Origin of the sequence: Buchnera aphidicola (Aphis glycines), assembly GCF_001280225.1 — a bacterium.
In the GTDB taxonomy this organism is placed as follows: Bacteria; Pseudomonadota; Gammaproteobacteria; order Enterobacterales; family Enterobacteriaceae; genus Buchnera; species Buchnera aphidicola_E.
This window is the reverse complement of the sequence record NZ_CP009253.1, coordinates 1-24,031: the sequence shown is the minus strand read 5'-3', so window position 1 is coordinate 24,031 and position 24,031 is coordinate 1. Positions and strand designations below refer to the sequence as shown.

The 24,031-nt window shown below is 27.6% G+C and carries 24 protein-coding genes and 1 tRNA gene; 7 read left to right on the top strand and 18 right to left on the bottom strand.

What is annotated here, in order from left to right:
* Positions 1-43: 43 nt before the first annotated feature.
* Complete coding sequence (ftsY, locus tag IX46_RS00125; protein ID WP_053940018.1) at positions 44-1,108, bottom strand: signal recognition particle-docking protein FtsY; 1,065 nt, start codon at positions 1,106-1,108, stop codon at positions 44-46.
* Between the two features lie 128 nt (positions 1,109-1,236).
* On the opposite strand from ftsY, the gene rsmD reads away from it, so the two are divergent.
* From rsmD to dnaC, 3 genes are read left to right on the top strand one after another with little or no spacing between them, the layout of a single operon-like run.
* Positions 1,237-1,818 (top strand): 16S rRNA (guanine(966)-N(2))-methyltransferase RsmD, encoded by a 582-nt coding sequence (gene rsmD / locus IX46_RS00120; protein WP_053940017.1) that lies wholly within the window; start codon positions 1,237-1,239, stop codon positions 1,816-1,818.
* 32 nt (positions 1,819-1,850) lie between these two features.
* A complete protein-coding gene (locus IX46_RS00115; RefSeq protein ID WP_053940016.1) occupies positions 1,851-2,345 on the top strand; it encodes a DnaT-like ssDNA-binding domain-containing protein in 495 nt (164 codons plus the stop codon).
* Positions 2,345-3,085, top strand: a complete 741-nt coding sequence (gene dnaC, locus IX46_RS00110; RefSeq protein WP_053940015.1) for a DNA replication protein DnaC — start codon at positions 2,345-2,347, stop codon at positions 3,083-3,085. The genes IX46_RS00115 and dnaC overlap by 1 nt, the downstream gene beginning before the upstream one ends.
* Positions 3,086-3,106: 21 nt before the next feature.
* Here dnaC and efp read toward each other — a convergent pair whose 3' ends face one another.
* The 3 genes from efp to IX46_RS00095 form a co-directional block, all read right to left on the bottom strand.
* Positions 3,107-3,673 (bottom strand): elongation factor P, encoded by a 567-nt coding sequence (gene efp, locus IX46_RS00105; RefSeq protein WP_053940014.1) that lies wholly within the window; start codon positions 3,671-3,673, stop codon positions 3,107-3,109.
* 257 nt (positions 3,674-3,930) lie between these two features.
* On the bottom strand, positions 3,931-5,577 hold the full coding sequence (groL, locus tag IX46_RS00100) for a chaperonin GroEL (RefSeq protein ID WP_053940013.1): 1,647 nt from the start codon (positions 5,575-5,577) through the stop codon (positions 3,931-3,933).
* 58 nt (positions 5,578-5,635) lie between these two features.
* Positions 5,636-5,926: a co-chaperone GroES gene (locus tag IX46_RS00095; protein ID WP_053940012.1), complete on the bottom strand. Its 291-nt coding sequence runs from the start codon at positions 5,924-5,926 to the stop codon at positions 5,636-5,638.
* Between the two features lie 244 nt (positions 5,927-6,170).
* On the opposite strand from IX46_RS00095, the gene IX46_RS00090 reads away from it, so the two are divergent.
* Positions 6,171-6,243, top strand: a tRNA-Phe gene (locus IX46_RS00090).
* A gap of 18 nt (positions 6,244-6,261) precedes the next feature.
* Here IX46_RS00090 and mnmE read toward each other — a convergent pair.
* The 5 genes from mnmE to rpmH are packed head-to-tail and all read right to left on the bottom strand — an operon-like array spanning position 6,262 to position 10,024.
* Positions 6,262-7,629 (bottom strand): tRNA uridine-5-carboxymethylaminomethyl(34) synthesis GTPase MnmE, encoded by a 1,368-nt coding sequence (gene mnmE, locus IX46_RS00085; protein ID WP_053940011.1) that lies wholly within the window; start codon positions 7,627-7,629, stop codon positions 6,262-6,264.
* Between the two features lie 56 nt (positions 7,630-7,685).
* The gene (gene yidC / locus IX46_RS00080) at positions 7,686-9,284 is read right to left on the bottom strand and encodes a membrane protein insertase YidC (protein WP_053940010.1); all 1,599 of its coding nucleotides are present in this window, start codon (positions 9,282-9,284) and stop codon (positions 7,686-7,688) included.
* Positions 9,285-9,286: 2 nt separating this feature from the next.
* Complete coding sequence (yidD, locus tag IX46_RS00075; protein ID WP_071880103.1) at positions 9,287-9,544, bottom strand: membrane protein insertion efficiency factor YidD; 258 nt, start codon at positions 9,542-9,544, stop codon at positions 9,287-9,289.
* Entirely contained in the window at positions 9,526-9,867 is a 342-nt protein-coding gene (gene rnpA / locus IX46_RS00070) for a ribonuclease P protein component (RefSeq protein ID WP_053940009.1), read from the bottom strand. The genes yidD and rnpA overlap by 19 nt, the downstream gene beginning before the upstream one ends.
* Before the next feature lie 13 nt (positions 9,868-9,880).
* Positions 9,881-10,024, bottom strand: a complete 144-nt coding sequence (gene rpmH, locus IX46_RS00065) for a 50S ribosomal protein L34 (protein ID WP_053940008.1) — start codon at positions 10,022-10,024, stop codon at positions 9,881-9,883.
* Between the two features lie 380 nt (positions 10,025-10,404).
* Between rpmH and dnaA the strand changes: the two genes are divergently transcribed.
* The 3 genes from dnaA (at position 10,405) to gyrB (ending at position 15,365) form a co-directional block, all read left to right on the top strand.
* Complete coding sequence (gene dnaA / locus IX46_RS00060; RefSeq protein WP_053940007.1) at positions 10,405-11,769, top strand: chromosomal replication initiator protein DnaA; 1,365 nt, start codon at positions 10,405-10,407, stop codon at positions 11,767-11,769.
* 4 nt (positions 11,770-11,773) lie between these two features.
* Positions 11,774-12,874, top strand: a complete 1,101-nt coding sequence (dnaN, locus tag IX46_RS00055; protein WP_053940006.1) for a DNA polymerase III subunit beta — start codon at positions 11,774-11,776, stop codon at positions 12,872-12,874.
* A gap of 79 nt (positions 12,875-12,953) precedes the next feature.
* The gene (gyrB, locus tag IX46_RS00050; protein WP_053940005.1) at positions 12,954-15,365 is read left to right on the top strand and encodes a DNA topoisomerase (ATP-hydrolyzing) subunit B; all 2,412 of its coding nucleotides are present in this window, start codon (positions 12,954-12,956) and stop codon (positions 15,363-15,365) included.
* 82 nt (positions 15,366-15,447) lie between these two features.
* Here gyrB and IX46_RS00045 read toward each other — a convergent pair whose 3' ends face one another.
* The 9 genes from IX46_RS00045 to mnmG form a co-directional block, all read right to left on the bottom strand.
* Positions 15,448-15,867, bottom strand: a complete 420-nt coding sequence (locus IX46_RS00045; RefSeq protein ID WP_053940515.1) for a F0F1 ATP synthase subunit epsilon — start codon at positions 15,865-15,867, stop codon at positions 15,448-15,450.
* A gap of 24 nt (positions 15,868-15,891) precedes the next feature.
* Positions 15,892-17,289, bottom strand: a complete 1,398-nt coding sequence (gene atpD / locus IX46_RS00040; RefSeq protein WP_053940514.1) for a F0F1 ATP synthase subunit beta — start codon at positions 17,287-17,289, stop codon at positions 15,892-15,894.
* A 27-nt stretch (positions 17,290-17,316) separates the two neighbouring features.
* Positions 17,317-18,189, bottom strand: a complete 873-nt coding sequence (atpG, locus tag IX46_RS00035; protein ID WP_053940004.1) for a F0F1 ATP synthase subunit gamma — start codon at positions 18,187-18,189, stop codon at positions 17,317-17,319.
* A gap of 43 nt (positions 18,190-18,232) precedes the next feature.
* Positions 18,233-19,765 (bottom strand): F0F1 ATP synthase subunit alpha, encoded by a 1,533-nt coding sequence (gene atpA, locus IX46_RS00030; RefSeq protein WP_053940003.1) that lies wholly within the window; start codon positions 19,763-19,765, stop codon positions 18,233-18,235.
* A gap of 11 nt (positions 19,766-19,776) precedes the next feature.
* Positions 19,777-20,307, bottom strand: a complete 531-nt coding sequence (gene atpH, locus IX46_RS00025; protein ID WP_053940002.1) for an ATP synthase F1 subunit delta — start codon at positions 20,305-20,307, stop codon at positions 19,777-19,779.
* A gap of 11 nt (positions 20,308-20,318) precedes the next feature.
* On the bottom strand, positions 20,319-20,810 hold the full coding sequence (locus tag IX46_RS00020) for a F0F1 ATP synthase subunit B (protein ID WP_053940001.1): 492 nt from the start codon (positions 20,808-20,810) through the stop codon (positions 20,319-20,321).
* A 94-nt stretch (positions 20,811-20,904) separates the two neighbouring features.
* Positions 20,905-21,144, bottom strand: coding sequence for a F0F1 ATP synthase subunit C (gene atpE / locus IX46_RS00015; protein WP_053940000.1), 240 nt, complete (start codon positions 21,142-21,144; stop codon positions 20,905-20,907).
* A gap of 42 nt (positions 21,145-21,186) precedes the next feature.
* On the bottom strand, positions 21,187-22,005 hold the full coding sequence (atpB, locus tag IX46_RS00010; RefSeq protein WP_053939999.1) for a F0F1 ATP synthase subunit A: 819 nt from the start codon (positions 22,003-22,005) through the stop codon (positions 21,187-21,189).
* Between the two features lie 130 nt (positions 22,006-22,135).
* Positions 22,136-24,031: a tRNA uridine-5-carboxymethylaminomethyl(34) synthesis enzyme MnmG gene (gene mnmG / locus IX46_RS00005; RefSeq protein ID WP_053939998.1), complete on the bottom strand. Its 1,896-nt coding sequence runs from the start codon at positions 24,029-24,031 to the stop codon at positions 22,136-22,138.

Here is a 24,031-nt window from a genome sequence, read left to right as displayed (position 1 = left end):
AAAATAAATTATGCAAACTATTTATGTTTAAAATTTTACAAAATTATTTTATATTATCAAAAATAGAATTAATAAAGTCATTACTATTAAAAGTAATTAAATCAGTTGATTTTTCACCAATCCCAATATAACGAATAGGAATAGAAAATTGATCTGATAAAGAAAAAATTACTCCTCCTTTCGCTGTACCATCTAGTTTAGTGATAATTAATCCAGTTAAATTAAGTGATTTATGAAACATTTCAGTCTGTCTAATTGTGTTTTGACCATTACAAGCATCAATTACTAATACTATCTCATGTGGAGCAGATAAACTTAACTTCTTAACTACTCTAACTATCTTCTTTAGCTCTTCTAATAAATATTGCTTGTTATGTAGTCTTCCCGCTGTATCAACTATTAAAACATCAATTTTTTTAGAAATAGCAGATTTTAATGCGTCAAATGCTACTGCAGCTGGATCTGCTCCTGGAAATTGAGCTATAACTGGAATATCATGTATTTTTCCTAGTGCTTTTAATTGATCTATCGCAGCGGCACGAAATGTATCTGCTGCTGCTAACATCACGGATTTTCCATCTAATTTATATTTTTTTGCTAATTTTAAAGCAGTTGTAGTTTTTCCAGTACCATTTACACCAACTAACAATATAACAAATGGTGTTTTATTTGAAATTACAATAGGTATTTCTACTTTCTTTAATATTAAGTGCATTCTTTCTTTTAAAATACAATACACTGATTTTGGATTTTGTAATTTACGACGATTAGTATCATTAATTAATTCTTTAATAATTTTTTCAGTAGTATTAATACCAATATCAGACAAGATCATAGTATCTTCTAATTCATCAAATAAAGATTGATCTATATTTTGTGAATTAAAAATCTGAAAAATACGATTATTAAAAAAAGTTTTAGTTTTTTTTAAACTTTCTTTCAATTTTAAAAAAAAATCAATTTTTATATTATTTTTAGAATCTTTTTGTACAATATCTACAGTATTAATTTCTTTATTTGTGTTATTTTTATTTACATCAGTTTTATTTCTTTGAATAATTTTTGAATTAATCCAAGAAAATAAATTATTTTTTTTATTATCATTCATTCAAATACCTATTAATTAAAAGAATAAAAATTATTTACTTTGTATTATAAAAATGCAAAATTAAATATTTATTTAAATTATATTTAATCATAAAATAAATTATATCACTAACATAGACATCTAATAAAATGTATAATTCTTTTTTAAGAAAAAAGGGAAGAGTTTATATTATTTCAGGAAAACTTAAAGGACAAAAAATAGCTTTCAAAAATAATTTAAATATACGCCCAACAACTAATCGAATCAGGGAAACATTATTCAATTGGATTGCTAAAGATATTAAAAATTCTCGTTGTCTAGATTGTTTTGCGGGAAGTGGAGCATTAGGATTAGAATCTATATCTCGACATGCTAAATTTGTTACTTTACTAGAAATAAAAAAAAAAATTATATTGTCATTGATACAAAACGCAAAAAAATTAAATGTATCTAACGTAGAAATTATACATACAAACACATTAGATTGGTTAAAAAAAACAAAAAAACCATATGATATAATATTTATAGATCCACCATATAACGAAAAATTAGTAGAAAATACTATTATTTTACTAGAGAAAAAAAAATGGATAAAAAATAAATCAATAATTTATATAGAAACCAAAAAAAATCAACCTTTGATTTTACCATATAACTTTACTTTATATAAAAAAAAAATAACTAATCATATTGCATTTTATCTTTATATTTACGAAAAGATTAAAATTTAAAAATATTAATACACTCAATGAGATAAAAATTTATGAAAATTTTAACATCTAAAAATATACATCTAGATATATTTTGTAAAAATCCTATTCATATAATAAATGAATCTACAAATGGAGTGTTATCTATATCAAAAAATAAAAAAATTCTTTTTTATGTTATAACGCCAACAGTATTAAAGAAAATGTTTGATCTTGAATACAGTTTTGAGACAGAAGATATATCAAAAGAAGAAAAAATAAAACAAAAATTTTCTATGCATCCAAAATGGACTCCTGATAAAGACTTTCTTCGAAAAGCAGCGTTATGGGGTATAATCTTAGATGAAGAAGTATCTAGTCACGAACTTAATGCTTTTATTTCTTATTGGGAAGCTGAAAGTTGTTTTTTTTATCATGTACAATGGGAGCAAAAATTAGCAAGAAGTTTACAAAAAGTACGCGCTTTTAATTTACTTAAGAAACAAAAAGATATTACTTATATACCAGTTCCTGATAAAAAAACACCTGATGGATTTAGAGGGAACTAATGACATTTTATACTGAATTTTTTAAACGTCTTCAACGTATTATGCCTAATAACATAAAACCTAAATTTGAAAATGATCAAGATTTATTAGCTTGGAATCAAGAACAAGGAAGAATATCTTCTGAATCAATATTACGTCAAAATAAAGCAATGAAAATGCAAAGAGTTTTAGGAAGATCTGGAATTCGAGAATTATATATGAATTGTTCATTTGAAAATTATAAAATTGAACATGAAGGGCAAAGAAAAGTACTTAAAGCAGCGAAACGTTATGCTGAAGAGTTTAATGAAAATATCGCAAGTTTTATTTTTTCAGGACGACCTGGAACTGGTAAAAATCATTTAGCATCAGCTATAGGAAATTATTTAATTTTACATGGAAAAAGCATTTTAATAGTAACAGTAGCGGATTTAATGTCTAATATGAAAGGCACATTCAGCGGATCTAGCAATATCACTGAAGAAAACTTATTACATAATCTAAGTAGTGTTGATTTATTAATGATCGATGAAATTGGAATGCAAACTGAGTCGAGATATGAAAAAGTAATTATTAATCAAATAGTTGATAGGAGATCGTCTTCAAAAAGATCTACTGGTATGTTATCTAACTTAGATCATAAAGGAATGAAAAACTTATTAGGAGAAAGAGTAATTGATAGAATGAGATTGGGGAATAGTTTGTGGTTAACGTTTGAATGGGAAAGCTACAGACAATATATAAAAGGTGATGAATATTAATAAATTTTGCATTTAAAATTTTTATTTAACTCTAGCTATATACTCACCTGAACGTGTATCAACTTTAATTAAAGATCCAACTTGCACAAATAATGGAACTTTTACAATCGCTCCCGTATTTAATTTAGCTAATTTAGTATTTGTACCTATCGTATCGCTTTTTACAGTTACTGCTGTATCAATTACTTTTAATTCTACAAAAATATTAGGTGTAATAGAAATTGGTTTGTTATTCCAAAAAGTAATAATACATGTATCTTGCTCTAATAACCATTTTGCATTTGAACCGACAATTTTTTTTTCTACTGATAAATCTTCAAAAGTATTATGATTAATAAAATACCAAAAATTACCATCATTATATAAATAAGATAACTTATGTTCTGAAATATCAGCTACTTCTAATGAATCTGTTGATTTAAATGTTTTTTCTATTAGTTGGTTTGTTAACAATTTTCTTAATTTAACACGAACAAAAGCTTGACCTTTTCCAGGTTTGACAAATTCGCTAAACTCTATTAAACAAGGTTGTTTTTCAAAAATAATTTTGTAACCAATACGAAAATTATTGCTTTGATATACTTTCATAGCAGTTCCATACAACAAGATATCAATGTGTTTTATAAAAATAAAATTTTAACTTTTATATATATCATTTCAATCTTTGTTTCATTTTTGAAACAGAATTGAAATTATTTTAAAAATTTATTTATATCTGAAGATAGGATTATATTATTTTAATAGTGAAGCTTATATTTTTATTCAACATAAATTCTTTCCTCAGAAAAAATATCTGAGGAAAGAAATCTTTAAATTAATTTAAACAATGATTAACTAAAAAATTTTTACATCATTCCGCCCATTCCACCCATTCCACCGGCAGGAGAAGCGCTTGTATCAGAAGACTTTTCATCTTTTGGTAAATCTGTTACCATACATTCTGTTGTAATCATTAAACCAGCAACAGATGCAGCGTATTGTAAAGCGGATCTTGTAACTTTAGTAGGATCTAATATTCCGAAATTAATCATATCTCCATATTCATCAGTAGCGGCATTATAACCGTAGTTACCTTTTCCATCTTTTACATTATTAGTTACTACAGAAGGTTCTTCACCTGAATTTGAAACGATTTGACGTAAAGGAGCTTCCATTGCGCGTAAAGCCACTCTAATGCCAACATTTTGATCTTCATTTTGTCCACGTAAACTGGATATTTTTCTAGCTACACGTACTAATGCAACACCACCACCAGCAACAACACCTTCTTCTACAGCAGCTCGAGTTGCATGTAAAGCATCTTCGACACGAGCTTTTTTCTCTTTCATTTCCACTTCTGTTGCAGCTCCAACTTTCAGTACCGCAACACCACCAGATAACTTAGCTAATCGCTCATTTAACTTTTCTTTATCATAATCAGAAGTAGCTTCTTGAATTTCTTGACGAATTTGACTAATACGGCTTTGGATGGCATGTTTTTCTCCAGCACCACCAATTATAGTTGTCGTATCTTTATTGATTACAACACGTTTTGCTTGTCCTAAATCTTCTAAGGTAGATTTTTCTAATTCCATTGCTAGTTCTTCTGAAATCACAGAACCTCCACTTAGAATCGAAATATCTTGTAACATTGCTTTTCTTCTATCACCAAATCCAGGAGCTTTAACAGCGGCTACTTTCACAATTCCACGCATAGAATTGACTACTAAGGTAGCTAACGCTTCTCCTTCTAAATCCTCTGAAATAATTAATAATGGTTTTCCAGATTTTGCAACGGATTCTAATATTGGAAGCATTTCACGAACATTAGAAATTTTTTTATCAGCCATTAAAATATATGGATTTTCTAATTCAACAATCCCAGTTTCTGGTTTATTAATAAAGTAAGGAGATAAATAACCTCGATCAAACTGCATACCTTTAACAACTTCAAGTTCGTTTTGTAAACCTGTTCCTTCTTCTACCGTAATCACTCCATCATTACCTACTTTTTCCATAGCCTCCGCAATTAAAGCTCCAACTTTTTCATCAGCATTAGCAGAAATAGTACCTACTTGTGTAATTGCTTTAGAATCAGAACAAGGTACAGATAAACTTTTAAGCTCTTCAACAGCACTAATGACCGCTTTATCGATACCTCGTTTTAAATCCATAGGATTCATTCCAGCAGCAACAGCTTTTAAACCTTCATTCACTATTGATTGCGCTAGTAATGTAGCTGTTGTAGTTCCATCTCCTGCTGCATCATTGGCTTTAGATGCAACTTCTTTCACCATTTGAGCTCCCATATTTTCGAATTTATCTTCTAATTCGATCTCGCGAGCTACTGAAACACCATCTTTAGTGATACTAGGTGCGCCAAAAGATTTATCTAAAACTACATTTCTACCTTTTGGACCTAAAGTAACTTTAACTGCATCAGCTAATACATTAACTCCGCGAAGCATTTTAATTCGAGCTTCGTTACCAAATTTTACGTCTTTAGCACCCATTTTGACATTTCCTTAAATATATTTTTTATAGATATATAAGCATAGTTAGCATGTTTTGCTATTCAACAATCGCTAAAATGTCACTTTCAGTTAAAATTAATAATTCTTCATTATCAATTTTTTCTGTTTTTGCACCATAGCCTTCGTTAAAAATTACAATATCTCCAACTTTAACATCTAATGGTTTAATATTTCCATTGTCTAGAATACGACCATTACCAACTGCTGTAACTGTACCGCGATTGGATTTGCTAGCAGCAGACCCTGTAAGAACAATACCCCCGGCAGATTTTGATTCTGCTTCTTGACGTTTTACAAGTACACGATCATGCAACGGACGAATTTTCATATAACAATACTCCTGTGAATAATCCTTTTATTTAGTTTAAAATACATTTTTAGATTGATATTTTTAATATTGGATCTTTAATATTAAATATAGGGATGCTTATGAAAAGTTTCAAGGGTAAAAATTATTTTTAATGATTTTTTTTTAAATATTATTTAAATAAATTCCTAATATAGTAGGTAATTTAATTTAAACAAAAAAAGTATTGACAAAGTTTTATCTTTGATGATTTAATGTAAAAAATGCCCGGATAGCTCAGTCGGTAGAGCAGGGGACTGAAAATCCCCGTGTCGGCGGTTCAATTCCGCCTCCGGGCATGAATAATATTAAAAAATTCATTTCCCTATACAAAAAGTAGAAAAAATACGATTTAACAAGTCATTTGAACTAAAAGAACCTGTTATTTCTCCTAAAAATTGATTTATTAATCTTAATGATTCAGCTAACAACTCAATATTTTTATAATTTGACCATATTTTTTTCGCTTTTAAAAACTCATTATAAGATAATTCAATTTGATGTACATGACGTCGTCTAGCAACAAACAAACCTTCTTTTTCTTTATTTTTTTCTGCTTTTGTGAGATGTTGTCTTAATACATCTAACCCTTGACCTGTAAGAGCAGAAATACTAATAAAATAATGATTTCCTATTTTTTTTATATCAAAGTCATCTTTTAATAAATCATTTTTGTTTAAAATAAAAGTTATTTGTACACAATAGTTATAGGAATTAATTTTTTTGATAAAATCATGTAAGATTTGATTTTGTATTTTAATATCCATGGTTTTATCTATTACAAATAAAACATGATCACACGTTTTAAGTATTTCCCAGGCTCGATTAATACCAATTTTTTCAACTTCGTTTTCAGTATTATGTAAACCTGCTGTATCAATTATTTCATACAAAAAACCATCAATATTTATATATTCATAAAGAAGATCACGTGTTGTACCAGGAATGTTCGTGACTATCGCTCGATTACGCGAAGACAAAACGTTTAATAAACTAGATTTTCCAGCATTAGGAGGCCCAACAATTATAATTTTTTTAGCTTCTCTTATCACGCTTTTATTGATAATTATTTTTTTTATTTTTAAAAATTGATTGTTTAATTTATGAAAATTTAGACTAATAACATCATCAAAATTAAAATCAATTTCTTCTTCTGCAAAGTCTATACTAGACTCAATATGAATACGAAATGTATTTAGTCTTTCAACTAGATTAGTTACATAATATGAAAAACTTCCTTCCAAAGAATTTAATGCACCTTTTACCATAGATTCAGTTTCAGCATTAATTAAATCATCTATAGCTTCTGCTTGAACTAAATCAATTTTACCATTTAAAAAAGCCCGCTCACAAAATTCACCTGGTTTAGCTAATCTTATATGCTGGATAGATAAAATTCTTTTTATCAATAAGTCCATTATCATCGGATTACCATGCCCTTGCAATTCTAATACGTCTTCACCTGTAAATGAAAAAGGAGCGGGAAACCATAAAGATATTCCCTGATCTAACACTTTATGATTTTTATTAAAAAATTTTGTGTACGTTGCAAACCTTGGTTTAGGTACTTTTCCTAAAATTTTTATAGCAACTTGTTTTGCATTTATCCCAGAAATGCGCAATATTCCAACAGAACTTTTACCTGGGTAAGTAACTGGAGCAACAATAGTATCGTTTCGTATCATAAAAATACTTTCTTATTTAAAATAAATTTTTTTAAATTAAAATAAAAATTTTTATTTTAATTATTTCTTTTTTCCAAATTAAACAAAATAATTTTTTGTTGTATAATAGTAACTAAATTACTAACTATATAGTATAAAACTAATCCAGCAGGAAACCATAAAAAAAATAGGGTAAAAACAACAGGCATAAAATGCACTATTTTTTGTTGTAACGGATCCGCAGCATGACTAGATGATGTTTTTTGAATAAAAAACATGGTAATACCCATAATAATAGGTAAAACATAATACGGATCTTGATCAGACAAATCTTTAATCCATAGTATAAAAGGAGCATGACGCAATTCAACAGACCCAATTAACATATAATAAAGAGATAAAAAAATAGGCATTTGTATAAAAACAGGTAAACAACCGCCTAATGGATTAATTTTCTCTTCTTTGTATAAATTCATTATTTCTTGACTCATACGTTGTTTATTTTCGCCAAAATTATTTTTTATTTCATTAATTTTAGGTTGTAATTTTCGCATTTTAGCCATAGAAACATATTGAGCTTTTGTTAGAGGATAAGTTAAAGCCTTCATAATAAATGTAATTAAAACAATGGAAAAACCCCAATTTCCTACAATATTATGTAATATACTTAATAACTTAAATAATGGTTGTGAAAGAAACCAAAGCCATCCATAATCTACTGTTAAATCTAAATTTGGAGCTACTAATGCCATATCTTTCTGAACTGCCGGTCCTATCCAAATTTTTGATGTTATAATAGCCTGAGAACCAGGAAAAATATTAAAAAAAGAAGATTTATATCCAATAGTAGCAATGTTATGATTTATACAAGACGTGTAGATAGTATTTAAATTTGTATCTTCTTCAAGTATCCAAGCTACAGAAAAATATTGTTGCAACATTGCAATCCAACCACTTTTAGTGAGAACATGTAATTGTTGATTATTAGCAATATTATCAAACTTATATTTTTCGTATTTTGTATCGGCACTTGAATATGCAGCGCCGCGAAATGTCTGTAAAGCAAAATTTCCACTATCAACATCACGTTCTTTAGGAAGTTTAATAGTTTGTTTTAATTGACCAAACATACGAAGTTGTAAATTATTTTTACTAAGATTATGTATTTTATACTCTATCTTTATATCATATTTATCTGGTTTAAGAACAAAAGTTTTAGTGTAAACAATATTATTTTTATTAATAAAACTGATCGGAACACGTAGTTCTTTTTGATTTTTTTTTAATTCAAAAAAATTATTTTTTGCATGATAGAGTGGTCTACTATGATTCTTGGCATTATCTGGACCATCTCTTCCGATTAATCCACTTTGTGCTTGGTAAATAAAATCTGATCCTGTTTCTAATAATTTAAGTGGTTTAGAGGAATTTAATTTATCTTTATAAGTTAATAAACTAGCTTCTTCTATATCACCTCCATACATATTTATGACTAAACGGATAACATCATTCTTAATTATGATTTGATTGCGACAGTCTTTTCTTGCAAAATTAATATTTATACTGCTTTTTTCATTTTTATAATGATTCGAAAACGATTGATTTTGCCATTTTTGCCACAATAAAAAAGAAACAAACAAAAAAACAAAAATAAAAACATTACGCTGTACTTCCATAATTAATATTCGCTTTTATCTGGGATATTTAGAGGTATGGAATTGCATTCATTCGAATGCAATGGATGACACTTAAATAAACGAAAAATTGTTAATATCACACCTTTAATAACACCAAATTTACGTAACGATAATAACATATACGTCGAGCAAGTCGGGTAAAAACGACAACGTGATTGTAAAAAAGGGCTAACACAATACTGATAAACTAAAATAAAAAAACTTAAAAATCGTATAATTATTAACGACAATTTAACCATAAATTCTCCAACATATTAATAATATTCTTATTTTTTAAAAAAATAATATTTTTTTTAGCTATCACTACAAAATCCATGGAATCTAATTTATGTTGCAATAAACGAAAAGTTTCTCGAATTAATCTCTTAATTATATTGCGTTTATATGCATATTTTATGTTTTTCCTAGGTATATTAACACCTAATCTAGGGTATCCTAATAAATTTGGTCGTCCTAAAATAATTATTTCAAAAGTTTTTTGTAGAAAATGTTTTTTAAAAACATATTCAAAATTTATAGGTTTCAACAATCTAGATTTTTTTTTAAAAAAATAATTTAACATTATATTACACCTATTATTTATTAGACACGCTCAGGCGCGATCTTAATTTAGCACGTCTTCGCGATAAAATATAACGACCATTTTTAGTTGCCATTCGAATTCTAAATCCATGTGAACGATTACGTTTTAATATTGATGGTTGAAAAGTTCTTTTCATTTTAATATTTACCTAGAAAAATTTTATAAGATTATATAATTAGTTAAATATGAAATATAAGAAAACATATTTGAAAAAATTTATTTAAAAAAAACGATTTTTTACAATTTTTTTAAAAATATAAAATATATTTATAAATATTTTGGTATTTCATTTTAAATACACGATTAAGTTATGATCTATACAGATAAAATGTAGCTACAATAATTTTATTAAATGAATATCTAAAAAATAAATCAGATAATTTTGTTATATTAACCTATTGTAAACTATATAACTTTGAATTTAAAAAATACGGCGCTATATAATTTTTTTACATAAAAATAAAAACTGTTTTAAAATTTTAATTTCATTTAATTCGTTTGTTTGGAGTCTATACCGTGTCGCTTTGTCTTTGGAAACAATGTCTTGACCAGTTACAAGATGAGCTACCGTCTACAGAATTTAGCATGTGGATACGCTCTCTGAAAGCTAAACTAAATAATAATATTTTAGAAATATATGCTCCAAATCAATTTATACTAGAGTGGGTAAAAGATAAATATTTAATTACTTTTAAAAAAATACTAAAGAGCATTTGTGGATTAAATGAACCATTATTAACATTTAAAGTATACCAAAATTCTAAAGAAAAAAAATTTAAAAAAAACAGTTTAAATTATTTGAAAAAAACAAAAATCAAACGAAAATGGGATAAAATACCTATTTCAAATAATTTATCGTGTAGTTCTAACATTAATACAAAAAATAAATTTGAGAATTTTATAGAAGGAAAATCTAATCAATTAGCACGTGCAGCAGCCTCTCAAGTAGCTCATAATCCAGGTAATTCTTATAATCCACTTTTTTTATATGGAGGAACAGGGTTAGGTAAAACACATTTGCTACATGCGATTGGAAATGAAATATTAACATATAAATATAATATGAAAATAACTTATATGCATTCTGAACGTTTTGTCCAAGACATGGTCCGAGCTTTAAAAAATAATGAAATTGAAAAATTTAAATTATATTATCGTTCAGTTGACGCATTATTAATTGATGATATTCAATTTTTTGCACACAAAGAGCGTTCTCAAGAAGAATTTTTCCATACTTTTAACACTCTTTTAGAAGAAAACCATCAAATTATATTAACTTCAGATCGTTATCCAAAAGAAATAAAAGGTGTTGAAGATCGACTAAAATCAAGATTCGGATGGGGTTTAACTATTTCTATAGATCCGCCAGAATTAGAAACAAGAGTGGCTATACTAATTAAAAAAGCAGATGAAAAACAAATCGTATTGCCTGACGAAGTTGCTTTTTTTATTGCTCAACGTTTATGCTCTAATGTTCGTGAGTTAGAAGGTGCTTTAAATAGAATCATTGCTAACGCTAATTTTACCCATAGATCTATTACCATTGAATTTGCACGAGAAGCGCTAAAAGATATATTAGCTTTGCAAACAAAACTTATAACAATTGACAACATCCAAAAAACAGTCGCAGAGTACTATAAAATTAAAATGTCAGATTTGCTGTCTAGAAGGCGTTCTCGTTCGATCGCTAGACCAAGGCAAATGGCTATGGCTATGGTAAAAAAATTAACTAATCATAGCTTACCAGAAATTGGTAATGCATTTAGTGGTCGAGATCATACTACAGTACTGCACGCGTGTCGTAAAATTGAACAATTACGAAAAGAGTGTCATGATATTAAAGAAGATTTTTCCAACTTAATTAGAACTTTATCCGTGTGATTTTATGAAATTCATTATTAAAAATAATATTTTAGTTGAAAATTTAAAAAAAATTATTCGATTGTTAGTTAAAAATACATCACTTCCTATCTTAGAAAATATTCTTATAGAAATTAAAAAAAATATATTATTTTTAACAACGACAAATTTAGAAAATGAAATAATTGCAAATATTCAAATTTTTAAAGAACATATACCAGGTAAAACAACTATTTCAGGAAAAAAAATATTAAACATTTGTAAAAATTTACCAGCAAAATCAGATATTCAAATGCAATTAAAAAACAATAAAATGTATATTTATTCTGAAAATAGCAGTTATATATTATCAACCTTACCAGCTGAAACCTTTCCTAATCATCAAGATTTTGATCATACTTCTAGTTTTTATATATCATCAGATACCTTAAAACACATGATTGTACAAACTGAATTTGCAATGGGTAAACAAGATGTGCGTTATTATCTCAATGGCATGTTATTCGAAAATAAAGAAAATCACTTTCGTAGCGTCGCAACAGATGGATATCGGTTAGCAACATCATACACATCTTTACAAGAAAGCATAAATTCTTTTTCTATTATTGTTCCAAACAAAGGAGTAATGGAAATATTAAGATTACTAAATATAAAAGAAACGTTATTACATATTTTAATAGGAACTAACCATTTGAGAATATATATCAATAATTTAATTTTTACTACTCAATTAATCGAAGGAAAATATCCTGATTATAATAGCGTTTTATTAGAACGACCAAAAAAACCTATTGTTATCAATAATCATTTATTAAAACAATCATTGTTACGAACTGCTATTTTATCACATGAAAAATTTTCTGGAATTGAAATTATTATTAAAAATGGAGAGCTTAAAACAGTATCTGATAATCAAGAAGAAGAAACTGCACAAGATAAGTTTAATGTTGAATATTTCGATAATACAATAGAAATATCAATTAATGTATATTATATATTAGATGTGCTTAACAATATCAATACTAAAAATATTTTATTTTTTTTAAATGAATCTCAAACCTCCATACAAATTGAACCAGAAAATCGTTCTTCAACTGTTTACGTTATAATGTTATTGAAACGTTAACATATAACTTAAAATATAATAGAAATTAAAAAATAAAAAAAAATTAATACAAAATTAAATAAATTCAGTAGGAACACTTATGAAAGACAACTATAATTCTTCAAATATTCAAATTCTAAGAGGATTAGATGCAGTACGAAAAAGACCTGGGATGTATATTGGCGACACTGATGACGGAAGTGGATTACATCATATGGTTTTTGAAATTGTAGATAATTCTATTGATGAAGCATTAGCAGGATTTTGTAAAGAAATAATAGTTATTGTGCATAAAGATAATTCTATATCAATACAAGATGATGGAAGGGGCATTCCAACAGATATACATCACGAAGAGAAAGTGTCAGCAGCAGAAGTCATTATGACTGTATTACATTCAGGAGGAAAGTTTGATAATTCTTCATATAAAATATCTGGTGGATTACATGGCGTAGGTGTTTCAGTTGTAAATGCTTTATCAGAAAAACTAGAATTAATAATATATAAAAACCAGAAACAATATAGACAAATATATAAAAATGGCATCCCAGAATCACCTCTATTAAAAATCGGAAAAACAAACAAAACAGGAACATATATTAGATTTTGGCCTAGTTATAAAACTTTTACAAACAAAAGAACATTTCAATATGAAATTTTATCTAAACGTTTACGTGAATTATCTTTTCTTAATTCTAACATTTCTATCAGTTTAAAAGACAATAGAAATGCCACAGAAAACCATTATCATTATAAAGGTGGTATTAAAGCTTTTATTAAGTTTTTAAATAAAAATAAATTAATAATTAATTCAAATATATTTTATTTCAAATCTATTAAAAACAATATTGAATTAGAAGTAGCTATTCAATGGAATGAAACACATAAAGAAAATATATATTGCTTTACAAATAATATACCTCAAAAAGACGGTGGAACGCATTTAGCTGGTTTTCGTTCTGGGGTTACACGAACATTAAATCTACACATTGAACGCGAAGGATACAATAAAAAAAATAAAACTATTATTACAGGAGAAGATACACGAGAAGGACTAACAGCAATTATATCAATTAAATTACCTGATCCAAAATTTTCTTCACAAACAAAAGATAAATTAGTTTCATCTGAAGCAAAATCAGTAATAGAATCGTTAATTAACGAGCATCTTATTGAATATCTTTTAGAAAATCCCGTTGATGCAAAATCTATAATTCAAAAAATTATAAATACAGCAAAAACAAGAGAAGCTGCAAGACGCGCTAGAGAAATAAATAAAAAAAAAGCCATATTAGATTTAGGAGGATTGCCTGGAAAATTATCTGATTGCCAAGAAAATGATCCTACAATATCAGAAATTTATTTAGTAGAAGGAGATTCAGCAGGAGGATCGGCCAAACAAGGTAGAAATAGAAAAAATCAAGCAATTTTACCACTTAAAGGTAAAATATTAAACGTGCAAAAATCAAAATTTAATAAAATTATTTTATCTCAAGAATTAGCAGCTCTCATTACAGCTTTAGGATGTGGAATTGGAGACAACGAATATAATTTAGAAAAATTAAGATATAATCATATTATTATAATGACCGATGCAGATGTTGATGGAGCACATATTCGTACATTATTACTAACATTTTTTTATCGTCAATTACCTGAACTAATTGAAAAAGGATATATTTATATTGCCCAACCTCCTTTATATAAAATTAAAGTAGGAAAAAAAGAAAAATATATTAAAAATGACGAAGAAATGAAAAAGTATCAAATAAAAATAGCTGTAAAAGATCTTATCATAAAAAATAAAACATATAAAAATATTGAAAATCAAACAAAATTATTCAAACAAATAATCTCTGAATTTAATAAAATTCAAATTAATATAAAGAAAAATAAAAACTATTTTTCTGAAATAATATTAAACGAACTCATTTACCAACCATATTTAAACGATTTAAGCTGCAAAGAAAGAGTCATTATATGGATGGAAAACTTAATAAAACAATTAAATAAAAAAGATCAAAATAATACGTTTTATCAATTTAAAATTCAGAAAAAAGAAAGTTTAAATATATTTATACCGATTATAATTTCATCTAGATATGAATATTATAATCAATATGAATTGACACAAAAGTTTTTAAAAAGCAAAGAATATGTATCGATTGTTAAATTAGGAGAAAAATTCAAAAAATTTCAAAAAAATAATAACTTTATAGAAAAAGGAGATAAAAAATATGTAATGGATGATATTAAAAATACTATAGAATGGTTAGTAAGAGAATCTAAAAGCAATTTTTTTGTGCAACGTTATAAAGGACTGGGAGAAATGAATCCAGATCAATTATGGAAAACTACCATGAATCCTGAAACAAGAAATATGTTACAAGTCACTATTCATGATGCAATTTCAGCAAATAATTTATTTAATATTTTAATGGGAGATACAGTTGAGCCAAGACGAAAATTTATAGAAAATAATGCTTTAAACGCTGAAAACATAGATATTTAAAAAATTTTAATATAATTTTATATATTAATATATTTTTAAAATTAATTGCGGCAGGAAAAACCAGCCGCGAACATATTTTTATTTACTTAAGTTTATTCATTATCTCAAGAACACGAAGTTTTGCAATTTCTTGAGATATCTGCCTCAAAAGATCGTTTTTTTTAATTTTTTTATCTTGATTTTTAAAGCGCTCTTCTGCTTGCTTTTTCGCCTCTAAAATACGCGCTCGATCTAAATCTACACCACGAATTGCAATATCCGCTAGAATAGAAACAACAGAAGGTTGAATTTCTAAAATTCCTCCTGATATATAAAGGAATTCTTCTGTTGTATTTTTATGTGATATATATATTCTTCCTGGCTTGATTATACTTAATAATTGAGTATGACCTGGATAAATACCCATTTCTCCTTCACTTCCGGAAACCTGTATTTTATTAACTAATCCGGAAAATATACGTTTTTCAACACTAACAATATCTAAATAAAAATGCATGGAGATATCCGAAAAAATATTTGTTATCATTTATAATGTTGTTAATTTTTTTTGCACTTCTTCAATTGAACCTACCATATAAAACGCTTGTTCTGGTATCTCATCAAATTCACCTTCTATGATTCCTTTAAATGCGCGAATGTTATCTTTTAAAGAAACATATTTACCTGGAAAACCAGTGAATACTTCTGCAACAAAAAACGGTTGCGATAAAAATCTCTGTATTTTACGTGCTCTCGAAACTAACTTTTTATCTTCTTCTGAAAGTTCATCCATACCTAATATTGCAATAATATCTTTAAGTTCTTGATATCTTTGTAATATCGATTGTACCCCTCGTGCTGTATTATAATGTTCTTCTCCCACAATATAAGGATCTAATTGACGACTTGTAGAGTTTAACGGATCAATAGCTGGATAAATACCTAAAGATGCAATTTGTCGACTTAATGTGACTGTAGAATCTAAATGAGCAAAGGTTGTAGCAGGTGATGGGTCTGTTAAATCATCCGCAGGTACATAAACAGCTTGTACAGAAGTGATTGAACCTTTCTTGGTTGAAGTAATTCGTTCTTGTAATAGACCCATTTCTTCAGATAAAGTTGGTTGATATCCTACAGCGGAAGGCATTCTTCCGAGTAATGCTGATACTTCTGTTCCTGCCAAAGTATAGCGATATATATTATCAATAAACAATAAGACATCTTTCCCTTCATCACGAAATTTTTCCGCAATAGTTAATCCTGTAAAAGCAACGCGTAATCGATTTCCTGGGGGTTCATTCATTTGTCCATATACTAAAGAAACTTTATCCAAGACCTTTGAATCTTTCATTTCATAGTAAAAATCATTTCCTTCTCGAGTTCGCTCACCTACTCCAGTAAACACTGAATAACCAGAATGTTCAATTGCAATATTTCTAATTAATTCCATCATATTTACTGTTTTTCCTACACCAGCTCCTCCAAACAAACCAACTTTTCCACCTTTTGCAAATGGGCAAATTAAATCAATCACTTTTATGCCTGTTTCTAAAATCTCTTTTGAGCTAGATTGTTCTTCATAGCTAGGAGGAGATCTGTGAATTTCCCAGTATTCTAGTTCAGTATTATCTTTATTTTTTAATGGTCCTTTATTATCTATCGTTTGACCCAAAACATTGACTATACGACCTAACGTAGCTTCTCCTACTGGTACTTTAATATAGCAACCAAGATTAGAAACAACCAAACCTCTTTTTAAACCATTTGTAGATCCCATCGCGATTGTTCTAACAATACCTGATCCTAATTGTTGCTGAACTTCTAAAATGAGTTGTTCTTGTTGATTTTTTACTTCTAATGCATGATATATTTTTGGTACTACACTTTGATTAAATTCTACGTCAACTACAGCACCAATAATTTGAATAATTTTCCCAGTAGCTATCATTGAATAAATTACCTCTAACTAATTTTAATCTACTGATACTGCTGATGCTCCAGCAATAATCTCATTTAATTCTTGAGTAATGTTAGCTTGACGAACTTTATTATAAATCAATTGTAGTTCTTTGATACGACTGCTACTATTATCTGTTGCAGTTTTCATAGCTACCATACGAGCTGCTTGTTCGCTCGCAATATTTTCTAAAATACTTTGATAAATTTGAGATTCAATATATCGATTAAATAATATATCTAAAATTAGTTTAGATTCTGGCTCATATAAATAATCCCATTTCTCTTTATTTAATATATTTTTTTCAGGAGATAAAGGTAAAAGTTGTGTAACTATTGGGTATTGCAACATTTTATTATGGAACTTATTATATGCAATAAATATTTTATCAATTTCATAATTTTGATATTTTTCCAAAATAATTTGTATAGACCCAATAAATTTTGATAAATCTGGATTTTCTCCAATATTGGTTATTTGAGCAAGAATAGAACTTCCATACAACTTAAAAACAGATAAACTTTTTAAACCAAATAATATTAAATCACAAGGAACATTGATATACATAAATTCTCTTATTTTTAATAATACTTGTTTAAAAAGATTGGTATTTAAACTTCCACACAAACCGCGATCAGTTGAAATAATAATCATTCCAATTTTCTTAGCGTCTCTATTTTCTAAATAACTATGTTTATATTCTACGCTACCTTTGAGAATATGACGAATGACTTTTGTAATAATTTCACAATAAGGTCGCCCTAAACGCATTCGTTCTTCTGTTTTTCTCATTTTAGAAATCGCAACCATTTCCATAGCTTTAGTAATTTTTTTTGTATTTGTCACACTAGTTATTTGATTTTGTATTTCTTTCTTACCCACTAGTATTGTCTCTTTTTTATAATAATTTTATATGAAAATAAAAATGAAACTAAGATTTTTTAAAGTTTTCTATCAACTGGATAAATTGTTTTTTTATTGTGTTATTATAATCGCCATTTTGATTTATTTCTTCCATTAAATTTAAATAATTATTGTGTGCATATACTAAAATATCTCGTTCAAATTTCGAAATTGTTTCAATAGAAATATCATCAAAAAAATGATTTTCAGAAATAAAAAACATTAATGCTTGTTCAGCTATACTTAATGGATTGTATTGTTTTTGTTTAAGCATTTCTGTGATTTTTTGACCATAAATAAGTTGTTTTTGAGTTGCCGGATCTAAGTCCGATGCGAATTGTGAAAATGCTGCAAGTTCATGATATTGAGCCAATGCTGTTCGAATACCAGAAGATAGTTTTTTAATAATCTTCGTTTGGGCAGCACTTCCAACGCGAGAAACAGAAATACCAGCATTTACAGCGGGTCGAATACCTGAATTAAATAAATTAGATTCTAAAAATATTTGACCATCGGTAATAGAAATAACATTAGTTGGAACAAACGCAGAAACATCACCAGATTGTGTTTCAATAATTGGAAAAGCCGTCAGTGATCCCGTTTTTCCAAGAATTTTCCCTCGAGTAACATTTTTTATATATTCTTCAGAAACACGCGATGCTCTTTCTAATAAACGAGAATGCAGATAAAATATATCTCCAGGAAAAGCTTCTCTACCAGGAGGTCGACGTAATAATAAAGAAATCTGACGGTAAGCAACTGCATGTTTGGAAAGGTCATCATAAACAATTAAAGCATCTTTTCCTTGATCACGGAAAAATTCTCCCATAGCACATCCTGCATACGGCGCTAGATATTGCAAAGAAGCGGATTCAGAAGCAGAAGCAGAAACAATAACAGTATTCAATAAAGCATCATATTCTTCTAATTTTTTTACAACATTAATAATAGTAGAAAGTTTTTGCCCTATAGCAACATAAATACATGGAATGTCAAATTTTTTTTGATTTATAATAGTATCTATTGCAAGAGCAGTTTTACCTGTTTGACGATCTCCAATAATCAATTCCCGTTGTCCACGACCAATGGGAATCATAGCATCAATTGCTTTATAACCCGTTTGTATTGGCTGATTAATGGATTGACGATCAATAACCCCTGGAGCATGACGTTCTACTGGCAAAAAACTATCATATTTTATAACACCTTTTCCATCAATAGGATAACCTAATGCATTGACGACGCGACCTAAAAAATTTATTCCTACAGGCACCTCTAAAATTTTCCCTGTACATCTTACTTTCATACCTTCACTAATATGAACATAAGATCCCATAATTACAGCTGACACAGTATCTCTTTCTATATTAAGCGCGATAGCATATTCATTATTAGGTAGTGAAATCATTTCGCCTAACATCACTTCAGAAAGCCCACATATTTTTATAATACCATCGCTAACAGAAATAATAGTTCCTTCATTATAAGACTGATTAAATACCTCAAATTGAGCAATTCTTTCTCTAATCAATTGACTGATTTCTGTGGAATTTAATTGCATATATTATTCTCTTAAAAATTTAACGCTAAAGATAATTGTTTTAAATGATTCCCTATAGAAAAATCAAAAATTTGATCATCTATTTTTATAATTATACCATCAAGTATGCGACTATTGATTTTATATATAAATTTAATTTTAGAAGATAATATTTCTTCTAAAAGGATGCGTATTTTAATAACTTGTTCTGTTTTCAAAATATATGCTGATGTTAATTGAACAATGATAATTTTTTGATAAGAAGCTTCGAACTTAAGAAATTGTTTTAATATATCACCAATCACTTTAAATCGTTGATTATAAGCTAATAATTTTATTAAATTTTTTGAATATTTATCCAGATGTTCATCAAGAACAGATATAAAGAAGAATGATAAATAATTTGAAGATACAGATCCAGATAAAAATTTTTGAATGTTTTTACATGCAACAATTTGCTTGATTAAAGTTAATATTTTTTTCCATTTCATTATTGAATTATTCTGTATTGCTATTGAAAAAATAGCTTCAGCATAAGGTCTAGCAATAGTATCAAATGACATGAAATATTACCTTACATTGATTTTTTTATTTCTGACAAAGAAGTCACTACATTGTTAATAAAAAGTTGATTTTTATCTTCTTGGACGTTGGTTTTAATTATTTTTTCAGCCATTAAAATAGACAAATCTATGATTTCGTTTTTTAATTTTTGACGAGCATGTTCCACTTGCATGTCAATTTCCAACTTACTATCTAAAAAAATTTTTTTAGTTTCTTGAATAGCTATATTTCTTGCTTCTTCTATAATTAACAATTTTTGTTGATTTGCTTTATTTAAAATAAAAGAAGCTTTGTTTTCACTATCTTTAATCATTTGGTTTATTTTGTTTTGTGTAACAAGGTATTCTTGTTCAATTTTTTTTGAAGAAAGCAAAGTATCTTCAATTTTTTTTTGTCTTGTTTCTATAGCTAAAATAATAGGAGGCCATATATATCTCATACAAAACCAAACAAATAAAACAAATGAAATTGCTTGTCCAAAAATTGTTGCATTAAGATTCACAATTGAACGCCTTATGTTAAATGAATCTTTACGCCATTCAAAAACGTAAAGATTTTGTCAATTATTTTAAAACAAAAACTATTCTTTTAAAAACTTAAGAAATAGCAAAAAGCATATATAAACCTAAACCTACAGCAATCATAGGGATCGCATCGACTAATCCCATAACAACAAAAAACTGTGTTCTTAATAAAGGAATTAAATCAGGCTGTCTTGCTGCTCCTTCTAAGAATTTACCACCTAAAATACCAATACCAATTGCAGCGCCAATTGCAGCTAATCCAATCATAATAGCTACTGCTATATATAACATATCAACATTTAAATGATTCATTATAAACCCCGGTTTTTAATAGGATTATAGTCAAATTTTATCTTAATGAGATTGCGAAGCTATTGATAAATAAACAATTGTCAATACCATAAAAATAAAAGCTTGCAAAAAAATGATTAAAATATGAAAAATAGCCCATGGAACATTTAAAAAACACTGCGACCACCATGGAAGTAAACTTGCAATTAAGATAAAAATCATCTCACCAGAATACATATTACCAAAGAGTCTTAACCCCAAAGAAATAGGTTTAGATAATAAAGAGATAAATTCTAATAAAAAATTAAAAATAAAAAATACAGGATGTGTAAAGGGTTGCAAAGTTAGTTCTTTAAAAAAACCAATATATCCTTTAATCTTTATACTATAAAATATGATCAAAGCAAACACTGCTAACGACATGGATAAAGTAATATTTACATCAGCAGATGGAACAATGCGCATAGCTGGTAATTGAAATACAGTTTCAAAAAAACATGGCAAAAAATCAATTGGTATCAAATCCATTAAATTCATTAAAAAAACCCACATAAAAATCGTTAACGATAAAGGCGCTATAAGTAAATTTTTTCCTTGAAACATACCTTTTACATTTAATAATATAAATTCAAAAATTATTTCAATACCAGCTTGTAATTTGTTTGGTACACTAGTCGTAACTTTTTTTGCGGCTATATAAAAAATACTAATAAAAATACATCCTAATATAAAAGAAAATATTATTGAATCAATATTTAATATCCAAAAACGGGAAGAAATAATTTCAGATCTGACGATTTTTAAATTAGATAGATCTAATTGTAAATGATGTAAATGATGACTGATATATTTTTTAGGATTCGATATTTGCTCTAAAAACATAATTTTTTCTCATCTATTTTATATTAAATTTAATATAAAAACACAAATATTTAAAAATTTTACTTAAACGTTATTGCATATCTATATGTTAAAATAATTATATTATATTTTAAATGAGACAGTGAATCTTTTACGAAATAAGTTTTTTACAAGCTTCTTTTTTTAAATGAATTAATAAAACAGATATAGAGGCAGGTGTAATACCAGAAATACGAGATGCCTGACCAATAGAAACTGGTTTATAATCATTTAATTTAACAATTGCTTCATGTGATAAACCTTTTACTTTCTTATAATCATATGGAACTGGTAAAAAAGTATTTTCATTTTTTAAATGTTTATTAATCTCTTCTAATTGTCGTTTAATATAACCTGTATATTTTATTTCATTTTCTATGTGATTAATAACTGATAAATCAGAAATTTTTGAACAAAAAATATTCAAATCAGATAAACTTTTGTAGGTTATTTCTGGGCGTTTGAATAAATTAAAGATATTTGTTTTTTTAGTTAGTAAAATATTAAAACAATTATTTAAAATTTTAGCATGAGAAGACTCAGGATATATTTTTGTTTCTTTTAAATATTTTATTTCAGAATTAATATTTAATAATTTACTATTATAAAAAGACCATCTTGCATCATCAATCAGTCCAAATTTACGACCAATTTCAGTAAGACGTATATCAGCATTATCCTCTCTCAAAATTAATCGATATTCAGCACGCGAAGTAAACATTCGGTATGGTTCATTAGCACCTTGTGTAGTAAGATCATCAATAAGAACACCTAAGTAAGCTTGATCACGTCTAGGAAACCATGGTTTTCGATCTAGCGCATATAATCCAGCATTTAAACCTGCTAAAATACCCTGAGCAGCAGCTTCTTCATATCCAGTGGTACCGTTAATTTGACCTGCTAAAAAAAGTCTTTTAATCCATTTACTTTCCAAAGTTAAATTTAAATCTTTAGGATCAAAAAAATCATATTCTATTGCATATCCTGGGTCAATAATTTTAGCTGTCTCTAAACCTTTTATGGATTGAACTATTTTTTCTTGAATATTCAATGGCAAACTAGTCGAAATTCCGTTAGGATATATCTTATAACTGGATAAACCCTCTGGTTCTAAAAAAATTTGATGTGATACTTTATTAGGAAAGCGCACAATTTTATCTTCAATAGAAGGGCAATATCGAGGTCCTACACCTTTTATTAAACCCTGGTACATTGGGCTTTTATCTAAATTATCGCGTATTATTTGATGAGTTTTTTCATTCGTGTGTGTAAGATAACATGGCACTTGCTCAGGATGATCCGAAGCTTTTCCTATAAAAGAAAAAACTGGAACAGGAATATCTCCATGCTGTATAAATAAATTATTAAAATCAATAGTGTTTATATCAATCCTAGGTGGAGTGCCTGTTTTTAATCGATTAACTCGTAAAGGCAATTCTCTTAAACGACGCGCTAAATCTAACGAAGCTTTTGCATCTTTTCTTCCCGCAAAATAACTGTTTTCACCGACATATATTTTCCCTCCTAAAAAAGTTCCTGTAGACAAAACAACTGATTTAGCATAAAAACTTATTTCATTTGTTGTTAATACACCAATAACTTGATAATTTTCGATAATTAAATCTTTTATTTCTTCTTCTAAAATTAACAAATGATTTTCTTGATATAATAATTTTTTTACATTTTGAGCATAAAGCGATCTATCAGCTTGCGCTCGAGTAGATCGTACAGCAGGACCTTTTTTACTATTTAAAGTTCTGAATTGAATACCTGAACGATCAATTGCTCGAGCCATAACACCACCCAAAGCATCTACTTCTTTGACTAAATGACTTTTTCCAATTCCACCAATTGCTGGATTACAAGATAAAACACCAATATCTTTTATACTCTTAGTTAACAATAATGTTTTACATCCTAATCTTGCAGAAACTGATGCAGCTTCAGTTCCTGCATGGCCTCCGCCAATAATAATGACATCAAAAATTTTTAAACTTGACTGCAACAT